General features: G+C 66.2%; 18 protein-coding genes, 1 tRNA gene and 1 other RNA gene. 12 read left to right on the forward strand and 8 right to left on the reverse strand.

The window, feature by feature from the left end:
- Positions 1–126 precede the first annotated feature (126 nt).
- The 3 genes from ACPPVQ_RS10380 (at position 127) to ACPPVQ_RS10390 (ending at position 1,333) form a co-directional block, all read left to right on the forward strand.
- A complete protein-coding gene (locus ACPPVQ_RS10380; RefSeq protein ID WP_426515026.1) occupies positions 127–600 on the forward strand; it encodes a peroxiredoxin in 474 nt (157 codons plus the stop codon).
- Positions 601–645: 45 nt separating this feature from the next.
- A tRNA-Val gene (locus tag ACPPVQ_RS10385) sits at positions 646–718 on the forward strand.
- Positions 719–766: 48 nt separating this feature from the next.
- Complete coding sequence (locus tag ACPPVQ_RS10390; RefSeq protein WP_426515027.1) at positions 767–1,333, forward strand: N-acetyltransferase family protein; 567 nt, start codon at positions 767–769, stop codon at positions 1,331–1,333.
- A 17-nt stretch (positions 1,334–1,350) separates the two neighbouring features.
- Here ACPPVQ_RS10390 and ACPPVQ_RS10395 read toward each other — a convergent pair whose 3' ends face one another.
- The gene (locus ACPPVQ_RS10395; RefSeq protein WP_426515028.1) at positions 1,351–1,797 is read right to left on the reverse strand and encodes an SRPBCC family protein; all 447 of its coding nucleotides are present in this window, start codon (positions 1,795–1,797) and stop codon (positions 1,351–1,353) included.
- A 41-nt stretch (positions 1,798–1,838) separates the two neighbouring features.
- On the opposite strand from ACPPVQ_RS10395, the gene ACPPVQ_RS10400 reads away from it, so the two are divergent.
- Positions 1,839–3,965, forward strand: a complete 2,127-nt coding sequence (locus ACPPVQ_RS10400; RefSeq protein ID WP_426515029.1) for an acyltransferase family protein — start codon at positions 1,839–1,841, stop codon at positions 3,963–3,965.
- Positions 3,966–4,094: 129 nt separating this feature from the next.
- Positions 4,095–5,711 carry a stealth family protein gene (locus ACPPVQ_RS10405; protein ID WP_426515030.1) on the forward strand — a complete coding sequence of 539 codons (1,617 nt, stop codon included), beginning with the start codon at positions 4,095–4,097 and terminating at the stop codon, positions 5,709–5,711.
- Positions 5,712–5,720: 9 nt separating this feature from the next.
- Here ACPPVQ_RS10405 and ACPPVQ_RS10410 read toward each other — a convergent pair whose 3' ends face one another.
- A complete protein-coding gene (locus ACPPVQ_RS10410) occupies positions 5,721–6,698 on the reverse strand; it encodes a phosphodiesterase (RefSeq protein WP_426515031.1) in 978 nt (325 codons plus the stop codon).
- Between the two features lie 90 nt (positions 6,699–6,788).
- Positions 6,789–7,433 (reverse strand): hypothetical protein, encoded by a 645-nt coding sequence (locus ACPPVQ_RS10415; RefSeq protein ID WP_426515032.1) that lies wholly within the window; start codon positions 7,431–7,433, stop codon positions 6,789–6,791.
- A gap of 40 nt (positions 7,434–7,473) precedes the next feature.
- Here ACPPVQ_RS10415 and ACPPVQ_RS10420 point away from each other — a divergent pair, with 40 nt between their 5' ends.
- A complete protein-coding gene (locus ACPPVQ_RS10420; protein ID WP_426515033.1) occupies positions 7,474–8,142 on the forward strand; it encodes a cyclase family protein in 669 nt (222 codons plus the stop codon).
- Positions 8,143–8,153: 11 nt separating this feature from the next.
- On the opposite strand, the gene ACPPVQ_RS10425 is transcribed toward ACPPVQ_RS10420, so the two are convergent.
- Complete coding sequence (locus ACPPVQ_RS10425) at positions 8,154–9,455, reverse strand: aminotransferase class I/II-fold pyridoxal phosphate-dependent enzyme (protein WP_426515034.1); 1,302 nt, start codon at positions 9,453–9,455, stop codon at positions 8,154–8,156.
- A 129-nt stretch (positions 9,456–9,584) separates the two neighbouring features.
- On the opposite strand from ACPPVQ_RS10425, the gene ACPPVQ_RS10430 reads away from it, so the two are divergent.
- Complete coding sequence (locus ACPPVQ_RS10430; protein ID WP_426515035.1) at positions 9,585–10,235, forward strand: DUF1345 domain-containing protein; 651 nt, start codon at positions 9,585–9,587, stop codon at positions 10,233–10,235.
- On the opposite strand, the gene ACPPVQ_RS10435 is transcribed toward ACPPVQ_RS10430, so the two are convergent.
- Entirely contained in the window at positions 10,225–10,746 is a 522-nt protein-coding gene (locus tag ACPPVQ_RS10435) for a dihydrofolate reductase (RefSeq protein WP_426515036.1), read from the reverse strand. The two genes, ACPPVQ_RS10430 and ACPPVQ_RS10435, sit on opposite strands and share 11 nt — an antisense overlap.
- Complete coding sequence (locus ACPPVQ_RS10440) at positions 10,743–11,552, reverse strand: thymidylate synthase (protein ID WP_426515037.1); 810 nt, start codon at positions 11,550–11,552, stop codon at positions 10,743–10,745. The genes ACPPVQ_RS10435 and ACPPVQ_RS10440 overlap by 4 nt, the downstream gene beginning before the upstream one ends.
- 133 nt (positions 11,553–11,685) lie before the next feature.
- On the opposite strand from ACPPVQ_RS10440, the gene ACPPVQ_RS10445 reads away from it, so the two are divergent.
- From ACPPVQ_RS10445 to rnpB, 4 genes are all read left to right on the forward strand, one after another.
- On the forward strand, positions 11,686–14,409 hold the full coding sequence (locus ACPPVQ_RS10445) for a cytosine permease (RefSeq protein ID WP_426515038.1): 2,724 nt from the start codon (positions 11,686–11,688) through the stop codon (positions 14,407–14,409).
- A 44-nt stretch (positions 14,410–14,453) separates the two neighbouring features.
- A complete protein-coding gene (locus tag ACPPVQ_RS10450; RefSeq protein ID WP_426515039.1) occupies positions 14,454–15,272 on the forward strand; it encodes a Nif3-like dinuclear metal center hexameric protein in 819 nt (272 codons plus the stop codon).
- A gap of 55 nt (positions 15,273–15,327) precedes the next feature.
- On the forward strand, positions 15,328–16,062 hold the full coding sequence (locus ACPPVQ_RS10455; protein WP_426515040.1) for a zinc ribbon domain-containing protein: 735 nt from the start codon (positions 15,328–15,330) through the stop codon (positions 16,060–16,062).
- Between the two features lie 61 nt (positions 16,063–16,123).
- Positions 16,124–16,496, forward strand: an RNA gene (gene rnpB, locus ACPPVQ_RS10460) — RNase P RNA component class A.
- A gap of 236 nt (positions 16,497–16,732) precedes the next feature.
- Here the strand turns inward: rnpB and ppgK are convergent.
- Both ppgK and map read right to left on the reverse strand, forming a co-directional pair.
- Positions 16,733–17,494, reverse strand: a complete 762-nt coding sequence (gene ppgK / locus ACPPVQ_RS10465; RefSeq protein WP_426515041.1) for a polyphosphate--glucose phosphotransferase — start codon at positions 17,492–17,494, stop codon at positions 16,733–16,735.
- Positions 17,495–17,510: 16 nt separating this feature from the next.
- Complete coding sequence (gene map / locus ACPPVQ_RS10470) at positions 17,511–18,377, reverse strand: type I methionyl aminopeptidase (protein WP_426515042.1); 867 nt, start codon at positions 18,375–18,377, stop codon at positions 17,511–17,513.
- Between the two features lie 12 nt (positions 18,378–18,389).
- On the opposite strand from map, the gene ACPPVQ_RS10475 reads away from it, so the two are divergent.
- Positions 18,390–18,602: an SPOR domain-containing protein gene (locus ACPPVQ_RS10475; protein WP_426515043.1), complete on the forward strand. Its 213-nt coding sequence runs from the start codon at positions 18,390–18,392 to the stop codon at positions 18,600–18,602.
- The last annotated feature ends 25 nt before the right edge of the window (positions 18,603–18,627 follow it).

The following is an 18,627-nucleotide window of genomic DNA, read 5'->3' on the forward strand; positions in this document are numbered from 1 at the left end:
GCCATTCTTCGATCGTCCTGTGGACCGCTCGCTGTGATGTAGGAGCGGACAGGTCTAAGCTGTGTGATCGTGCGTTCGGGAGCCTCGGCTCCGACACGCGGCAACAGGCACCGACAGGAGAGCACCTTGGCACTGGAGAACGACACCCAGGCACCCGATTTCGAGCTGGTCAACCAGTTCGGCGAGACGTTCCGCTTGAGCGACTACCGAGGAAAGCGGGCGGTCGCACTCGTCTTCTTCCCCCTCGCGTTCTCGGGAACGTGCACAGGCGAGCTCTGCGAGCTTCGCGACAACCTCGCGCTGTTCCGGAGCCACGACGTCGAACTCGTGGGCATCTCCGTGGATTCGAAGTACGCGCTGCGGGTCTGGGCCGAGCAGGAGAACTACGACTTCACGCTCCTCGCCGACTTCTGGCCGCACGGACAGGTCGCGAAGGAGTACGGCGTGTTCCTGCCCGAGCGGGGGTTCGCCAACCGCGCGACGTTCCTCATCGACGAGGCCGGCATCATCCGTGCGAGCTTCATCACGGCACCGGGCGAAGCGCGGTCGCTGGACGCCTACCGGGCTGCCCTCGACGAGCTGCCCGCCCACGTCGCCTGACGCCTCGCACATCCCGGTATCATTGACTCGTCGCTTCGGCGATGAGGGCCTTTAGCTCAGCTGGTAGAGCGCCACGTTTACACCGTGGATGTCATCGGTTCGATCCCGGTAGGGCCCACAGTTACTCCGCCGCCACGGCGTCGGTCGTCGACGGTACTCTCGAGCCATGAGCGTCCAGGTCGTGAGCGCGGTCGGAAACTATGACGGCTTCTACGAGGTCGTGGGCGTCAAGAAGCCGGGCGGCGGCGGATGCTGGTGCATGAGTTACCGGGACACGCGGCTGAACAACCTCGAGCGGCCCCTCTACATGCAGGACGAGTGCTCCCGCGAGCCCGGGCCGGGCGTTCTCGCTTATGTCGATGGCGTGCCGGCCGGTTGGTGTTCGATCGCACCGCGCTCCAGTTACCGCCGGCTGATGCATTCGCGCACCATCCCGTTTCTCGATGAACGTGATGCCTGGGCGGCGGTGTGTTTCGTGGTCCGCCCGACGTTCCGCGGACAGGGCCTGATGACCGTGCTGCTCGAGGGTGCCGTCGAGCACGCCCGCGCGCACGGTGCCGAGGTCGTCGAGGGCTACCCGATCGAGACCGATACCCCCGGCAGGGTCGACATCATCTCCGGCTATGTCGGCACGACGCGGCTGTTCGAGCGCGCAGGCTTCGAGCGCGCCGCCGAGACGGCGGCCCACAGCGGCGGCCGTGTGCGCTGGATCATGCGCAAAGAGCTCTCGTGATCAGAGCGGCAGGCCGGTCATGCGCCGGATTCGAGCAGCTCTTTGAGCTTGCGATAACTCTCCGGAGCGCTCTTGCGCGCCGTTGATCGAACCATCGGCAGCAGCGCGACGCCGATCCCGTGGCCCTCGAAGGTGAGGTCGAAGGTCACGTGCGACCCGGCGCCCCCGTCGAGCGGCTCGATGGTGACGGTCATGTTCGGGCGGATGGGGCCGTCGATGCCGCGAACCACCCAGCGCCCCGGAACGTCGGCCTCGACGACTTCCTGATTCATCGTGCGGTCCGACGGACCGATCTTGCGTGTGGTGCTGAAGCGTGACCCCACCGCGGACGGTGTCCCGCTCAGCATGCGGGCATCCACCACATCGGACTGCCATCGGCCGAACGTGCTGGGGTCGGTGCCGTACGCGAAGACGTCCGCCGGGCTTCGCGCGATATCGATCGTGAAGACTTCGCTGTCGCTCATGGCGGCAGCATAACCCCGCGCGTCGATTAGGATGTGCACTCGTGGCTGCAGCAAATACAACGATGTCGGTCGCTGCTGACCTCCCCAGGACTGCCGCGAACCGATTCCGTCCCGAGATCCAGGGGCTTCGCACGATCGCGGTCCTCGCAGTCGTGTTGTATCACCTGTGGCCTGCCCGACTGCCCGGTGGCTTCGTCGGTGTCGACATCTTCTTCGTCATCTCCGGCTACCTCATCTCGTCGCACCTGTTCCGGGAACTCGAAGGCCTGTCCCGCATCCGCTTCGTTGCTTTCTGGGGCCGACGCATCCGGCGTCTGCTGCCCGTGGCCTTGTTCGTGCTGGCTGTCTCGCTCATCGCGGTCTTCATCTGGGCGCCTGCGACGGTATGGGAGCCGACGGCGAGACAGGTCGCAGCCAGCGCGTTCTATGTCGAGAACTGGGTCCTCGCCTCAGACGCTGTCGACTATTCGGCACTGCACGCCGGGTCGACGGTGGCAACACACTATTGGTCGTTGTCGGTCGAAGAGCAGTTCTATGTGTTCTGGCCGCTCATCCTGGTCGGCCTGTTCGCACTGGGCGCCTTCCTCCGCAAGGCTTCGGCGCAAAGGAAGCCGAGCCGGCTCGGCTCTCCGAAGACGGTGCTGGTGTGGGGGCTCGGCGTGATCGGCGTGCTCTCGCTCGGCTACTCCGTGTACATCACGTCCATCGACTCGGCAGCAGCCTATTTCGTCACGCCGGCCCGCGTGTGGGAGTTCACGGTCGGTGCGCTGGTGGCGCTGATCACCATCCGGCCATTGCCGGCGGTGGTGAAAGCGGCCCTGTCGTGGGCCGGCCTGGCGATGGTGGCAGCGGCACTGTTGACGTTCAACGCCGGCACCCCGTTCCCCGGGTACACCGCGCTCCTTCCCACCGTCGGCACAGCGCTGGTGCTGATGTTCTGCCGCCCGGGCGTGTCGTTCGGACCCTGGCGGCTGCTCAGCATCCGTCCCATGACCTTCGTCGGCGACATCTCTTACGGCGCCTACCTATGGCACTGGCCGCTCATCATCGTGCTGCCGTACATCCTTGGTCACGACCTCGGCACGCTCAGTCGCGTCGGCATCCTTGCCGCGACGATTGTTCTCGCCTGGGGAACGAAGGTGCTGCTCGAAGATCCCCTTCGCACGGGGCGCCTGCTGAGGACGAATCGACGCACCTATGCCTTCGCCCTGAGTTCCATGCTTGCCGTCGCGGCGATGTGCATCGCCCTCGTGATGGTTCCGACGGGGTCGGTCCCGCTCGACGCGGCCGCCCGGGCCGAACCGTGTTACGGCCCTGGCGCACTCAACCCGTACAACAAGTGCAGTCCCGTGACCGGCAAGGATTCCCCCAATCCGTCGCCTGCGCAGGTCGCTTCTGAGAACCACACCCCCCGCTATCCCGGATGCCAGGCGGACTACCAGGGCTCGAACCTCGTCTCCTGCACGTTGGGAGCGTCCGTGAAGGATGCCGCTGCCACCGTCGCCATCGTCGGCGATTCGCACGCCGTTGCCTGGTTCCCGGCCATCGAGGCACTCGCGAGAACCCACAATTGGCATGTCGTGACGTTCGCGAAAGCCTCGTGTCCTGTGTCGTTCGCGCTCCGGGTGCTGCCCAACGAGAGCACAGCCTCCCACCAGAAGGATTGTTCGGACTGGGTGGCCAGGCTGAACACGAAGCTGCTGGACGACCCGAGCATCTCGAGGATCTTCACGGCGTCGTTCTCGTCGGCATACACATTCACCGCGCCGAAGGACCGGCCGATGGCCGACCCCGCAACCCAAGGCTTCGAGGACGTGTGGAAGGGCTGGATCTCGGCGGGTAAGAAGGTGGACGTCTTCGATGACGTGCCCCGCACGTCCGGCGCCTACGTGCCGGACTGCCTCGCACAGCATCCCGCACAGCCGATGGCATGTGCGGTACCGCTCGCACAGGGGATCCCGGCGAACATGAACATCACCAGGGCAGCTCACCAGATGGCGTCCCATGGCATCACCGAGCTGTCGCTGCTACACCAGTTCTGCGATGCGACCTGGTGCTACCCGCAGGTCGGTTCGGTCATCGTCTACCGCGACTACTCGCATCTGAGTGCCGACTATTCGCGCGCTCTGGCGCCGTACATCGATGCACAGCTCACACATGCCCGCTGACTCGGTCGGCCAGAGTACGACTGCTGCTTCGCCTTCACCGGTGTAAGATCACGAAGTCCGGTCGCGAATGTCGCGGCGACTTCACTGGCGATTCCGGCCGGCTGGAGCGACGTATTTCGATCGGGGAACATGACCACTGGCAGCGCAGCGACCCACAACCTGGCCCTGGAACCGGCGACTGAGCCGGACGGAGAATTCGGGCCGAGCGGCGGCGACGGTGCCACGCCACGCTCGTGGCCGAACACGCACAACCGACCCGACGTGGTCATCCGCAAGGGTGTTGCACGCCTGGTCAACAACCAGCTCACCCCCCACCAGGCGCTTGTCACCGACCTGCTGTTCATCGGCGACATCCTGACCGCGGCAGGCATCGAGTACCTGCTGGTGCGCGGCAATGACGAGCGTCCAGTGATCGCTGTCGACCAGTCGCTCAAGGGTCGCGTAGAGACGGCGCTGGCGCGCGCCTGCGCCGACGAACCGCTGTACTCGAAGACGATCGACGACCGCAAGGCGCGCCCGGTCCTCGTCGCCGATGGCGCCCTGTCGTCGAAGCGCAAAGCTCGCATCTTCCGCCTCTACCGTCCTCGTATCGTCCCGGTCGGCGGTCTCAGCTACGGAGCATCGACCGGCGTCGAGCTGCAGCTCTGGCGATTCGGCGACGATGTCATCGACTGCCCTGTCGAGAACTCGCTCACGCGTCGCCTGCTGCCGCGATCGGAGGCGATCCGCACGACCGTCGAACTCTACGGACGAACGTGGCTGACATTTCGGGGGATGTTCGACCCGCACGCCTCGGATGTCCGGTTCGACATCGACCTCGTCTTCTCCTGGGTCGACGGCACCGACATCGAATTCCAGCGGCAGCGCGCCAAGCGGATGAAGAGCTACGTGGTCGGTGAGGGCGACGACTCCGAAGCCCGCTACCGCCAGATCGACGAGCTCAAGTATGCCCTGCGCTCCGTCTATCTCTTCGCACCGTGGGTGCGGCGCATCTTCATCGTCACCGACTCGCCCCGTCCGGCATGGCTTGCCGAGCATCCGTCGGTCACCATCGTGCCCAGCGAGGAGTTCTTCAGCGACCCGAGCGCCCTGCCCACCCATAATTCGCAGGCCGTCGAAAGCCAGCTCCAGCACATCCCCGGGCTGAGCGAGCACTTCCTCTATTCGAACGACGACATGTTCTTCGGCCGTCCTGTGCAGCCCAGCATGTTCTTCTCTCCGGGTGGAGTCACCAAGTTCATCGAGGCGACCACGCGTATCGGGCTGGGGGAGAGCGACCCGGCCCGCAGCGGTTTCGAGAACGCTGCGCGGGTCAACAGACAGCTGCTGTGGGATCGATTCGGCGTCGTGATCACCCGTCACCTCGAGCATGCCGCGACACCGCTGCGCAAGAGCGTCCTGCTCGAGCTCGAACGGGAGTTCGCCGACGACTTCGCACGAACCCAGCGCAGCGCCTTCCGCGCCGCCACCGACATCTCGGTGACGAACTCGCTGTACCACTACTTCTCGCTGATCACGGGGCGCGCAGTGCAGCAGGAGGCGGCCCGTGTCCGCTACGTCGACACCACGTCGCGGGCGCACCTGGCATCGCTGCCCGGGATGCTCAAGGCGCGTGACTACGACTTCTTCTGCCTCAACGACGGGAGCTTTCCCGAGGTCTCTGCGGAAGAGCGCGCGACGCTCGTGCTCGATTTTCTCGAGAAGTATTTCCCGATTGCCGCGCCCTGGGAGAAGAGCGTCGCCTGAGGCGGTGCCTCAGACTCCGGCCAGAATGCCGATCGGGGTGGTGGGAGGTTCGCTCGACGCTGAGGTCGAGCGTCCGACCGGAACGGCGGGAATCGCCGGCGGGATCGAGATCTTCGAACGCCGCAGCAGCTCCGCCGACTCCTCTGGAGTGACATACGACACAGTCGGATAGTGGCCGACCGGCACGACCGAGTGCAACACCGTCGATCCGTACACGTGCACGAGGTTGAAAGCCTGTGCGCCGTCACGCCCGCGGGTTCCGCCTACGGGGACGTTGAGGTCCTGGGTGTAGCAGGTCGCCGAGGCGACCGACACCGGGATGCCCGCGAAAGTCGCGTTCGTCGAGTAGTGGAGGTGGCCCGCGATGATGCTGCGCACATCCGAGCCCTCGAGCACTTCGGCCAGCGACGCCTGGTCGCGGAGCTCGACGGAGACGGCGAGGTCGAGCATGCTCGGAACCGGCGGATGGTGCATTGCGAGGATCGTTCCGTGCGGCGCCGGGATCGCGAGCTCCTCGGCAAGCCAGTCGAGCTGGGCGCCGGTGACCTCACCGTAGTGTTCACCGGGCACGGTCGAATCGAGTGCGATCACCCGAAGTCCGTTCACGTCGTGCACCCGGTCGATGGCCGCCATCGACGGTGCCAGATCGAGCAGCTCCGAGCGGAAGGCTGCCCGGTTGTCGTGGTTGCCCATGACCCAGATGAGCTGTGCCCCCAGGCGCTGCGTCACCGGTTCGACGATCGACCTGAGCTTCGCGTAGGCCGCAGGGTCGCCTTTGTCGGCCAGGTCACCCGTGAACACGACGGCTTCCGGTCGCGCACCCGCCTGCTCGAACTCGTCGAAGATCTGGCGGAGGTGGGCGTCGGCGTCGACCGAGTCATAGAGCAGGCCGTCGCCGGTGATGAGGTGTGTGTCGCTCAGGTGGACCAGGAAATGGCTCGGACGGGGGTACTCCGCGATCCGTGCTGCCAGCGCCGGCTTGCTCATGAGCCAATCCCATCAGCAGAAACTGAACGCGAGGTGGACAATGCACGGCGCGTTGGAAAAGCCCGACGCGCCTGATCGACGCCGATTCTCTCAGTTTCGCGGGGCCGGGAGGTCGAGGTTCCAGTGCCGCGAAACGGTGAGCGCATACTCCTCTCCCTCATCGGCGTGCTCGGTGGGCCCCCTCGAAACGAGGAAGCGGGAGATCACGCGCTGGCTGCCTTCCGCGTCGCTGTAGAGCACGTCGACGACGAACTGGTCCTCGCCGGCGAGGTCGCGGCGGATGCGCTGCGAGAACAGCGACTCGCGGTCGCGGATCGCGATCTGGCAGAACCCGGGGTCGGTGGTCGGCACGTAGATATCGCGGGCAAGACGGTAGAACTCGGACGGGTCGGCGTGTTCGGCGCGTGGGTCGTCCGGAATGTACCACCCGTGGAGTACGGCCAGGCCACTGCCGACATTGCGCAGCGAGAGCACAGCGTAGATGGCTTCCGACGTCAGCTCGACGGATGCCCGACCGCCGCGCACGATGACCCATCTGCCCTCGAGATAGCGGACCTTCTGCGCGGGGTCGCTCCAGTTCGAGGGGAGAAGGATGGGGCGCAGGCCTTCGAGGAGCGCACGCTCGGCACTTCGCGCTGATCGGTTGGCCGACCGCGTGGCCACGAAGGTCGCGACGGCGAGAAGAGAGGTTCCGACCGCGGTCGCAAGGTTCGAGACCAGTACCCAGTCGATCATCCGATGCTCCGATCTGCCTGATGTGCAAAGGTTCTTGATTATGAAGATAAACCGGGTGGTCGACCTTTCCGTGGTCGTGGGAGACGCAACCCAGATCTACCCGGGCGACCCCGTCCCTGAATTCTCAGTTCATGCCACGATCGCGAGGGACGGCTTCAACCTGTTGCGCGTGCACATGGGATCGCAGACCGGCACCCATGTCGACGCGCCATACCATTTCGTCGACAGCGCGCCGTCCATCGACGAAATCCCGCTCGACCGGTTCGTGGGCACCGGCGTCATCGTCGACGCGACCGGCCTCGGGCCGCGCGGCCGGATCACGTGGGCGCATGTCGAACCGGTCGCACATCTGCTCTCTCCTGGTGTCATCGTTCTCTTGAAGACGGGGTGGAGCGCTCATTACGGAACCCGGGCGTACTTCGACAACCCGTTCCTCGACGCCGAAGCGTGCCGGCGGATGATCGACGCCGGCGTGCGCACGTTCGGCATCGACGCGATCAACATCGATGAGACGCCCGACGATGCGCACCCCGGAGAAGGCTTTCCCGTGCACCACCTGATCGCAGGCGTCCACGGGATCATCAGCGAGAACCTCACCAATCTCACAGCGATCGACTTCGACGAGCCGTTCATCAGCCTGCTCCCGCTCGCCTTCGAGGGAGCCGACGGGGCACCGGTCCGCGCCGTGGCCATGCAGGCCTTGGCCTAGGCGCTCTCCGGTCAGCGCGCGAGCAGTGCCTCGGTCTCGGCGAGCAGCACCGCGGTGCTGAACCCGTCGAGCGCAGCGCGCAGCTCGTCCAGTGCGGGGAAAGTGGGGGCGATGCGGATGTTGCGGTCGCGTGGATCGTCGCCGTACGGGAACGTCGCCCCGGCGGGCGTGACCGCGATGCCTGCCTGGCCGGCGAGCGCGACCGCCCGTTTCGCGCATCCGTCGGCCACATCCAGACTGACGAAGTAGCCGCCTGCCGCCTTGGTCCAGGTGCCTGCGCCGAAGGGCGCGAGCCGTTCCCGGAAGATCGCATCGACAGCGTCGAACTTCGGCTCCAGGATAGCGCGGTGGCGCGCCATGTGCGCCTCGACGCCCGCCTCGTCCCGAAGCAGCTGCACGTGCCGAAGCTGGTTGATCTTGTCAGGCCCGATCGTCTGGACCGACATGTTGCGCACGATCCAGTCGATGTTGGCCTGCGAGCCGCCGAAGAACGAGACACCGGAGCCGGGGTACGTGACCTTCGACGTCGAGGCGAAGATGAACGGACGGTTGGGGTGGCCGGCCTCGGCGGCGAGTGCCAGCACGTCGATCGGCTCGGGGCGGGCATCGGTCAGGTGGTGCACGACGTATGCGTTGTCCCAGAAAAGACGGAAGTCGGGCGCCGCAGGTGCGGACACGAGTTCACGGACGATCCGCTCGCTGTAGACGACGCCCGACGGGTTCGAATACACCGGGACGCACCACATTCCCTTGATCGTGGGGTCCGTCGCGAGCAGGCTCCGCACGACCTCGGCGTCGGGCCCTTCCTCCGTCATCGGCACAGCGATCAGACGGATGCCGTAGCGCTCGCAGATCGAAAAATGACGGTCGTAGCCGGGCACGGGAGCAAGAAAGGTGATGGTCTCCTCGCCCGACCAGGGGCGCACGCCATCAGGAACCCCGTGCAGGAGTGCCTGCACGATGACATCGTGCATGAGGGCGAGGCTCGCATTGCCGAGGGCGAGGAGCTGTCCGACCGGAACGCGAAGCGGACCGGCGAAGATCGCGCGCAGCTCGGGAAGGCCGAGGGGGCCGCCATAGTTGCGCAGGTCGGTTCCCGCCTGGTCGCGGAAGTTCCCGGCTCCCGGCAGGGACAAGAGTTCGCCCGAGAGGTCGAGCTGTTCGGCTGACGGCTTGCCCCGTGTCAGGTCGAGCTTGAGGCCGCGGGCGGCAAGGGCCTCATACTGCGCCGAGAAGTCCGCGTGAAGCGCGCGGAGTTCGTCGGTGGTGCGTTCGCTCAGTGGGGTTCCGGTCGGTGCGCTTGCTGCTGTCACGCTCTGATCGTAGCCGCGCGACGGCCCCGACGCCTCTGTCGATCCGCCCGGCTTCTGCACCTGTTCATGCTGATCGTCCGGCGCGCGCGCCGTCGGGGAATTGCGCGGAGGATATGCGACCATCAGGTCGTGGCTTCAGTCGACCAACCTGTGCGCGGGCGCTCCCGGCTGCGGATGAGCATCGCATTCGTCGTCGGGATCATCGTCGCCCTCCTGATCGGAAGCCGGAACCCCTGGTCGTACGCCCTCGTCGGCGGCTGGGCGGCCGCCTGCGTCATCTACATCGTCTGGGTCTGGATCGTCGTCTGGGGCTACGATCCTGAAGAGACCGTCGCCCACGCGAAGCGCGAGGATCCGGGACGTGGACTCTCCGATCTGCTCCTGCTGATCGCCAGCGTCGCCAGTGTCGTCGCGATCGTGGTCATCCTGGTGCAGGCTCACACGCTGCACGGTTTCGAACGCGGAGCACTGGCCGTGCTCGCCGTCGTGAGTGTCGTGCTGTCGTGGATCCTGGTCCACACGCTCTACATGCTCCGCTACGCGCAGCTCTACTTCGACGACGATTCCCGGCCGATCGATTTCAACGAGAAGGCGACGCCGCAGTACAGCGACTTCGCCTACCTCTCGTTCACACTCGGCATGACCTTTCAGGTCTCTGACACGAACGTCTCCAGCGTTCGCGTACGCAAGACGATCTTGAGGCACACACTGCTCTCGTATGTGTTCGGCACCGTGATCCTGGCCACGACGGTCAACCTCGTCGTCGGGCTTACCGCGTAACGACGGCCTTCGGCAGTTCGTACCGCACGAACCGGTAGCGAAGCCCGGTGCGGGAGACGTGCCAGCCCGTCGGGGGGTCGCAGTGTGCTGCCGTCCACTCGTCACCGATTGTCGGGGCGAAGGTGTCCCCCTCGACGTCGAGGTCTATCTCCGTGACGTCGAGGCGATCGGCACGGGTGATCGCCGATGCGTAGAGTTCCGCGCCACCGATGACCCAGATCGTCGCGTCCGCATCGGTTCCGGATGCGGTGATCGCCTCATCCAGGCTGTGAGCCGTCGACGCTCCCTCAGCCCTCCACTCAGCCTGACGGGTGACGACGATGTTCTGCCGCCCCGGCAGCGGGCGGAACCGTTCAGGAAGGGACTCCCACGTGCGTCGTCCCATCACGACGGTGGAGTCGCCGGTGACAGCTCGGAAGTGTGCCAGATCTTCGGGAAGGTGCCAGGGCATGGTCCCGCCCGCACCGATGACGCCTCCGCGGGCTTCGGCCCAGATGAGCGCGACGCTCACACTGCGACCGCGGCGCGGATGGCCGGGTGGTGCTGGTAGCCCTCCACGGCGAAGTCCTCGAATCGGTAGTCGAAGATGCTGGCGCGTTCGGTGAGGATCCGCAGGTGCGGCGCCGGGAACGGATCGCGCGACAGTTGCTCGGTGACCTGCTCGATGTGATTGTCGTAGATGTGGCAGTCACCACCGGTCCAGATGAACTCGCCGGGCTCCAGACCGACCTGCGCAGCGACCAAGTGTGTCAGAAGGGCGTAACTCGCGATGTTGAACGGTACCCCGAGGAACAGGTCTGCACTGCGCTGGTACAGCTGGCACGAAAGCCGGCCGTCGGCGACATAGAACTGGAAGAACGCATGGCACGGAGCCAGCGCCATTTTCGGGATCTCGGCGACGTTCCAGGCCGAGACGATGATGCGCCGTGAATCCGGGTCGGTGCGCAGCGTCTCGACCACCTGGCTGATCTGGTCGATGTGACTGCCGTCCGGGGTCGGCCACGATCGCCACTGCACGCCGTAGACAGGGCCGAGTTCGCCCTGGCCGTCGGCCCATTCGTCCCAGATCGTCACGCCGTTCTCACGAAGCCAGCCGACGTTGCTCTCGCCCCGGAGGAACCAGAGAAGCTCGTAGGCGATCGACTTGAAGTGCACGCGCTTGGTCGTGATCAGGGGAAAGCCGTCGGCGAGGTCGAAGCGCAGCTGTCGGCCGAAGACGCTGCGGGTGCCGGTGCCGGTGCGGTCGGATTTGGGGGAGCCGTTCTCGAGGGTGTCTCGCAGCAGGTCTTCATACGGAGTCAGGATCGTGGCGCTCATCGAGTAGATGGTACGACGAGCAGAGCCGCGACGCGCGCATCACCCCCGGACTGGCGTCACGCAAAGCCGCAAGCGGCCTGAAAACGAGCGGTGAACCGGCTCCACAGACGGTGGGCGTCGCTAGGCTTTTCCCATGGGCAGCGATGAGGCCGGCGACGACGTCCCCGTCGTGTACGAGCCCGGCCGGCGGCGGGCGACGTACACGCCACCGGTGCGCCGCAAACCGGTCGGTCAGCCCGCAGAGCGGCCTGACGGGGGCACGGAAGCGCGATCGGATGATGCTCCCGCGCACGAACACATCGCCCCGGTTCACGACGACGACGAACTCGCAAGCGCGCTCGAGCAGCAGGTTTCAGAGCTGACGATGAGCATGCCGGTCATCGCGATGCCGGAGGCCCAAGCCGTGGAACAGGCGTCGCCGGAGCGGGGATCGCAGGAATCCGGGTCGCCGGAATCGGAGCAACCGGCGCCGCCCGCGTCGCCGGAATCTGCGCCCGCTGAATCCGCACCGCCCGATGTCGTCATCCTGAGCGACGACCAGGTGGTGAAGCTGATCGACGATGACATCGCTACGAAAGGCGACACTCTGAGTGCGATCGAGAGGCTCGAAGAAGTGCTCGCCGTGCGGGCTGCGACCATGGCCATCCCCATCCAGTTCCAGGATGAGCCCGTCCCAACCGAGCCGGAGAAGGAACCCGACTCCGTCGCTGAACCCGAGCCTGTCGCCGAGCCCGAGCCTGAGGTCGCCCCCGAGAACGAGCCCGCCGCGCAGCCGGAGCCCGAAGCGCAGGCCGAGCCGGATGACGCGACTGCGCCGACTGCCATTGCAGCGGCGCACAGTTTCGACGACATCCTCAACCCACGCGAACCTGCACCGCCGGCGCCAGAGCCCGAACCGACCTTCAGCAGCTGGGTTGCACCGGTCGCGATCGCCACCGGTGTGATGCCGGTCATCCGCGAGCCGACGCCGCCACCTGTGAGCCGGACCGAGCCGACCGAGCCGACCGAGCCTGAAAGCACGGCTGACGCCGCGCCCGCCGGGTCCGGGCCGCCGCAACCCGGGTCGCCGGCCGAACCGGTGGTGCCGATCGGGTCGAATGAGCCCCTCGACCTTGTCCCGTTGCCTGGCGAGACGGTGCCTGCCGCGCAGACCGACGAGTCGTCCCCGACCGCTCCGGAGGTCGCTGCGATCGCCGCGGAGAGCATTGTCGCCCTTCCGCCTCTGAGCGTTGACTCCGTCCCGCTGCCGATCGCAGAACCGACCAGTACCCAGGCACAGACGGTGATCCGCGCCGGAATAGACGCCGAACTCGAGGACGACGCGGACGATGTGAGGATCACCGCCGCTTCCGCCGCTGTTCTTGCCCCCATGCCAAGCCCGCGGGTCGGGGCGGACGAAGAGGTCCTCTTCGACGGCGAGCCGGTTCCGCAACCCGTCTTCCAGCCTGAACGCGAATCACTCGAACCGACCCCACTCGATCGGAGGGTGGGACACGCCGCGCGCATGTTCTGGCTCTGGTTCGGCGCTACGTCATCTCTCGTCAGTGTCGGAGTCGGTGCGCTCCTCTTCTCGTTCGGGCTGAGCCTGCGACAGATGATCGTCGCAACACTCATCGGCGTCGCCCTCTCGTTCCTCCCGCTGGGGCTCGGCACGCTCGCTGGAAAATGGAGCGGGCAGCCGACGATGGTCGTCTCGCGGGCGACTTTCGGAATCAAGGGCAACGTGCTTCCCGCGGCCCTCGCGCTCGTGACCAGGCTCTTCTGGGGCGCTGTACTGCTCTGGCTCGTCGCAACGGCCGTTGCGTCTCTCTTCACGTCGCTCGGAGTCGTGGTCGATCCGCTGATTCCCACCGCCGGGGCCCTCATCGCCGCCATCGTGATCGCCGCACTGATCGCCTATTTCGGGTACGCGCTGGTCGCGCGGGTGCAGCTCGTCGTCACCATCGCATCCGCCGTGCTCATTGTCGGGATGATCGCCGTGACCTGGCGCTCCGTCCATTTCGGCGTCGCACTCGCGCAGCCGGACGCCGTCTGGCTCAAGGTCGTCACCGGTGCTGTCCTGGTCTTCAGCTACCTCGGGCTGGCCTGGGCGAACAGCAGCGCGGAACTCGCGCGCTACCAGCGCCCGGAGTCGTCCGGTGCGGCCGCGATGCTCTGGGCGACCTTCGGCGCCGCGCTTCCCCCCTTCGTCCTGATCTCCTACGGCGGCCTGCTCGCCGCATCGCAGCCGGGGCTCGCAACCGATCTCGCCCATAATCCGGTGCGTGCGTTCACCCAGCTCGGGCTTCCGGCCTGGTACCCGGTACCGCTGCTCCTCGCGGTCGTGGTCAGCCTGGTATCGGCGATCGTGCTCAACATCTACTCCGGTGGTTTCAGCCTCCAGGCACTGGGACTGCGCCTCGAACGACGCTGGAGCGTTCTGCTCGTCGCGGCCGGAATCGCGATCGTCGGCACCGTGCTCCTCACCGTCGTGCCGGACTTCACCGGAGTCCTCGGACTGCCGACCACCCTCGCCGTCCCTGTCGCTGCCTGGGCTGGGTTGTTCGCGTCCGATGTCATGATCCGCACCCGTCGCTTCCATCCGGAGTCCCTGGTGCGCAGCGGAGGGGTCTACCCCGACTGGAACTGGGTGAACCTGGCGATGTTGGTCGTGGCCAGCATCATCGGTCTCGGGCTCGTGCGCTCCAGCATGGCGTGGCTGCACTGGGAAGGGTTCCTCTACCGCTTGATCGGCGTCAACCCCGACGGAGACCTCGGCATGAGCAACATCGGAGTACTCGTGGCGCTCGGACTCGGACTGATCACCCCCATCGTCGCCGGCATCCCGGGCGTGCGGCGCCAGGAGCGGGCCGAGTGAGCCTGCGCCGTCACGCCCCGGTGGCCAGCAAGTAGGCTCTATTCGTGCCCCACACACTTGCAGCCGTTCGTGAAGCCGTCGAGCGCCTCTGGCCCCTGTCCGGTGCGGAAAGCTGGGATGCACCGGGCCTGGTGTCGGGCGACCCGGATGAGACGATCGACACCGTGCTCCTCGCTGTCGACGCTGTCGGCGACACGGTCGACGAGGCGATCGAGGCCGACGCGGACCTCCTTCTCGTCCATCATCCGCTTCTGCTCCGGGGCGTGACGAGCGTCGCCGAAGACCGGTACAAGGGCGCACTTCTCGCTCGCCTCATCCGGGCGAACTGCGCACTTCTCGCGGCACACACGAACGCCGACGTCGTCTCGGATGGCGTTTCCTCTGTCATCGCAAACCGGCTCGGCCTTCTCGATGTGTCGCCCATCGTGCCGGCGAAAGACGGCGTGACCGGCATCGGCCGTGTCGGAGTCCTTCCCCAGCCCATCTCACTCGGGCATCTCGCCCGGGAGCTCGCGGAGATCCTGCCACCGACCGCCGGAGGCGTGCGCGTCGCCGGCGACTACAACCAGTCCGTGCACCGCGTGGCCCTGTGCGGGGGAGCGGGCGACTCGCTGCTGTCAGCGGATGCCGTGACCGGCTCCGACGTCTACATCACTGCCGACCTGCGCCACCATCCCGCATCCGAAGCCCGCGAGCAGGCCCGCATCGGTCGAGGCCCGGCCCTGATCGACGTCTCGCACTGGGCGAGCGAATGGCTGTGGCTCGAGACCGCCGCGCGACAGCTCACTGAAGCGCTGCCCGGTCTCACCGTGACTGTGAGCGAAACCCGTACTGACCCGTGGGACTTCGCGGTCGTCCAATGATCCGCACCGTTCACCGCATCAGCACCACCGAAACACGATCGAAGGTCAGGAACCCGTGAAAGCCAGCCCCGCCGCCCAGAACGAACTGCTCAGACTCCAGACGGCCGACACGCGTCTCCAGCAGCTGCAGCACGCCGAGGCGAACCTTCCCCAGACGGCGGAGCTGGCCGCGATCGCGCCCGAAGTCGATGCCATCCGGTCGCGGTGGATCGCCCGCACGGGTGAGCTCGACGATGCGCGCACCGAGCTCAAGCGTTCCGAGTCGGATGTCGAGGTGGTCGAAGCGCGAATCGAGCGTGACTCCGGCAGGCTCCAGCACACGTCTTCCGTGAAAGACGTGCAGGCGCTCGAGACGGAGCTCGCGGCGCTGCGTAAGCGCCGCAGCGACCTTGAAGAGATCGAGTTGACGGTTATGGAACGTATCGAAGAGCTCGAGACGATCGTCAACGACATTGACGAGGAGCGTTCCGTGCTTGCTGCGAGAGTCGGCGCACTCGAAGCCGCCCGTGCCGACGAGAAGGGCAAGCTCGACGCCCAGCGCGAAGCGCTTGCGAAAGACCGGGCGGCCATCGCCGGTGCGATCCCGGCCGAACTCGTCGAGCTGTACGAGAAGCAGCGGGCGCGCTACGGCATCGGTGCAGCCCTCCTGGTCCGGGGGGTGTCGATGGGCAGCAACGTCAAGCTGACCGAGTCCGACCTCGCGGTGATCCGGCGCGCAGCCCCCGACGACGTCGTGCTGTGCCCCGACAGCAGCGCCATCCTCATCCGCAACGAAGAATCGGGCCTCTGACGCGCATCCGACCCGCTGCTGCGTGGTGCGCAAAAGGCGCACCGGTAAGATCAGAGGCGAATGGGCCGGCAAGACGGTCGCGTCGGTCCGCTTCGGCGGGCCGCCGAGGAACGTCCGGGCTCCACAGAGCAGGGCGGTGGGTAACACCCACCCGGGGCAACCCGCGAGACAGTGCCACAGAAAACAGACCGCCGCGCGCCTTCGGGCGCTGCGGTAAGGGTGAAACGGTGGTGTAAGAGACCACCAGCGGCCGGGGCGACCCGGCCGGCTCGGTAAACCTCGCCCGGAGCAAGGTCAGACAGGGAACGTTGAGGCTGCTCGCCGAGTTCCCGGGTAGACCGCTGGAGGGCTGCGGCAACGTAGTCCCGAGATAGATGGCCGTCCACGGCGCTTACGCGCCCGGACAGAACCCGGCGTACCAGCCGGCCCATTCACCCTTCCCTGCGGCGATTGATTGCCACGTATTACGCTCCCCCGCCGCGCAACTCGCATTGTGTGGCAACCAATTGGGCGGCGTCTCGAGGCCGAGTGGTTGGTTGCCACAAGGTGGATGCCGCAGGCGATTCGTTGCCAATCTATTGCGATCAACGCTTCGGGCGGCAACTACTCGGGGTCGGAAGTGGGGTCGAGGGTGACGCAGTAACCCATCCCGGTCATGGGTGCCCCGCCGCTAGGCGGCGCCGGGCCTTGCCAGGGCAGCTGCGCCGAGGATGCCCGCGTTGTTGCGGTGCACCGCCGGGACCATCGGCGTCTTCAGATCGAGAAGGGGCATGAATTCCTGGTAGTTCTTCGAGACGCCGCCGCCGACGATGAAGAGGTCTGGCGTGAACAGGAATTCGACGTGCGAGTAGTAACGCTGCAGCCTTTTCGCCCAACGCTCCCAGGTCAGCTCTTCGCGTTCCTTCGCTGCGTAGGAGGCGCGCGACTCTGCATCCGCCCCGTCGATCTCGAGGTGGCCGAGTTCCGCGTTGGGGATCAGGACCCCGTTGTAGATGAGCGCCGAACCGATCCCGGTGCCGAGTGTCGTGAGGATGATGAGGCCCGCCTTGTCTTTGGCCGCGCCGAACTGGGATTCGGCGTAGCCTGCAGCATCCGCGTCGTTCACGAAATGGATGCTGCGACCGAGCCCGGTCTCGAAGAGCTCCTCAGCGTTGAGTCCGATCCACTTCTTGGACACGTTCGCGGCGGACATCGTGAAGCCGTGTTTCACGATCGCGGGGAAGCAGACCCCCACAGGCGCCGTTGGATCTTCGGCCGCGAGCCGCGCGACGATCGCTTTCGTCGTCTCGACGATGTCGGCCGGCTTGCCTCCAGCAGGAGTGGGGAGCTTCACCCGTTCGCTGATGAGCTCGCCGCTCGACAAGTCGACGAGACCCCCTTTGATTCCCGTTCCGCCGATGTCGATTCCGATTGCGGTCGTCTGCGAGGTCATACCGAAAATCTACCCTCTAGGGCAGCGTGAGCACTTGAGCGCCCCGCTCGGTGACGACCAGCGTGTGCTCGAACTGGGCTGTGATGCTCTTGTCGCGGGTCGTGACGGTCCAGTCGTCGGACCAGATGTCCCACTCGTTGGTGCCGAGGGTGAGCATGGGCTCGATGGTGAAGACCATCCCGACCTGCATCTCGGTGGCGTAGGCGGGAGCCGAGTCGTAGTGGGGGATGATCAGGCCGGAGTGGAACGCAGCCCCGACCCCGTGCCCGGTGAAGTCGCGCACGACCCCGTACCCGAATCGCCTGGCATACGACTCGATGGCCCGTCCGATGACATTCACCTGGCGGCCGGGGGCGACCGCTTTGATTCCGCGGTTCAGCGCCTCCCTGGTCCGGTCGACGAGCTCGGTGACGGCTTCGGATGCGGTTCCGGCTATGAAGGTCTGGTTGCTGTCGCCGTGGAACCCGTTCTTGAACGCCGTGATGTCGATGTTGACGATGTCTCCCTCGTCGAGCACCGTGTCGTCGGGGATGCCGTGGCAGATGACTTCGTTCACCGAGGTGCAGATCGACTTGGGATAGCCGCGATAGCCGAGCGTCGAGGGGTATGCATCGTGCGCGATCAGGAACTCGTGGCCGATGGCGTCCAGCTCGCCGGTTGTGACCCCCGGCCTGACGGCGGCGCCGACGAGTTCGATCGCCACAGCGGCGATGCGTCCCGACTCGCGGATGAGGTCGATCTCGGCCGGAGTGTAGACGTCGCCCCTCGCGGATGGCGTCGGACCCGGGCGCCCGACGTATTCCGGTCGCGGAATGCTCCCGGGAACGGACCGCATCGGGGAGATGAGCCCCGGAACGAGGTGACCGGCGGAATCCTTGGGCATAGGATCAAGGATATGACCGCCGAGAACAACCACGGCATCACTCAGGATGCCGAGCATCGCTACTGGTACAACATGAAGACCGGCGCGGTGGAGCAGGGCTTCATTTCACCGGCACCCGACCGGGTCGGGCCGTTCGACACCCGTGTCGAAGCTGAGCACGCACTCGAGAAACTCCGCGAGAACAGCGCGAAGTGGGCTGAAGAGGACGCTCGCGACGACCGCTAAGTCGGCGAACGCCGCCCAGGTGGGC

The sequence above is a fragment of the Leifsonia sp. McL0618 genome (genome assembly GCF_049994905.1).
Lineage (GTDB): Bacteria > Actinomycetota > Actinomycetes > Actinomycetales > Microbacteriaceae > Diaminobutyricibacter.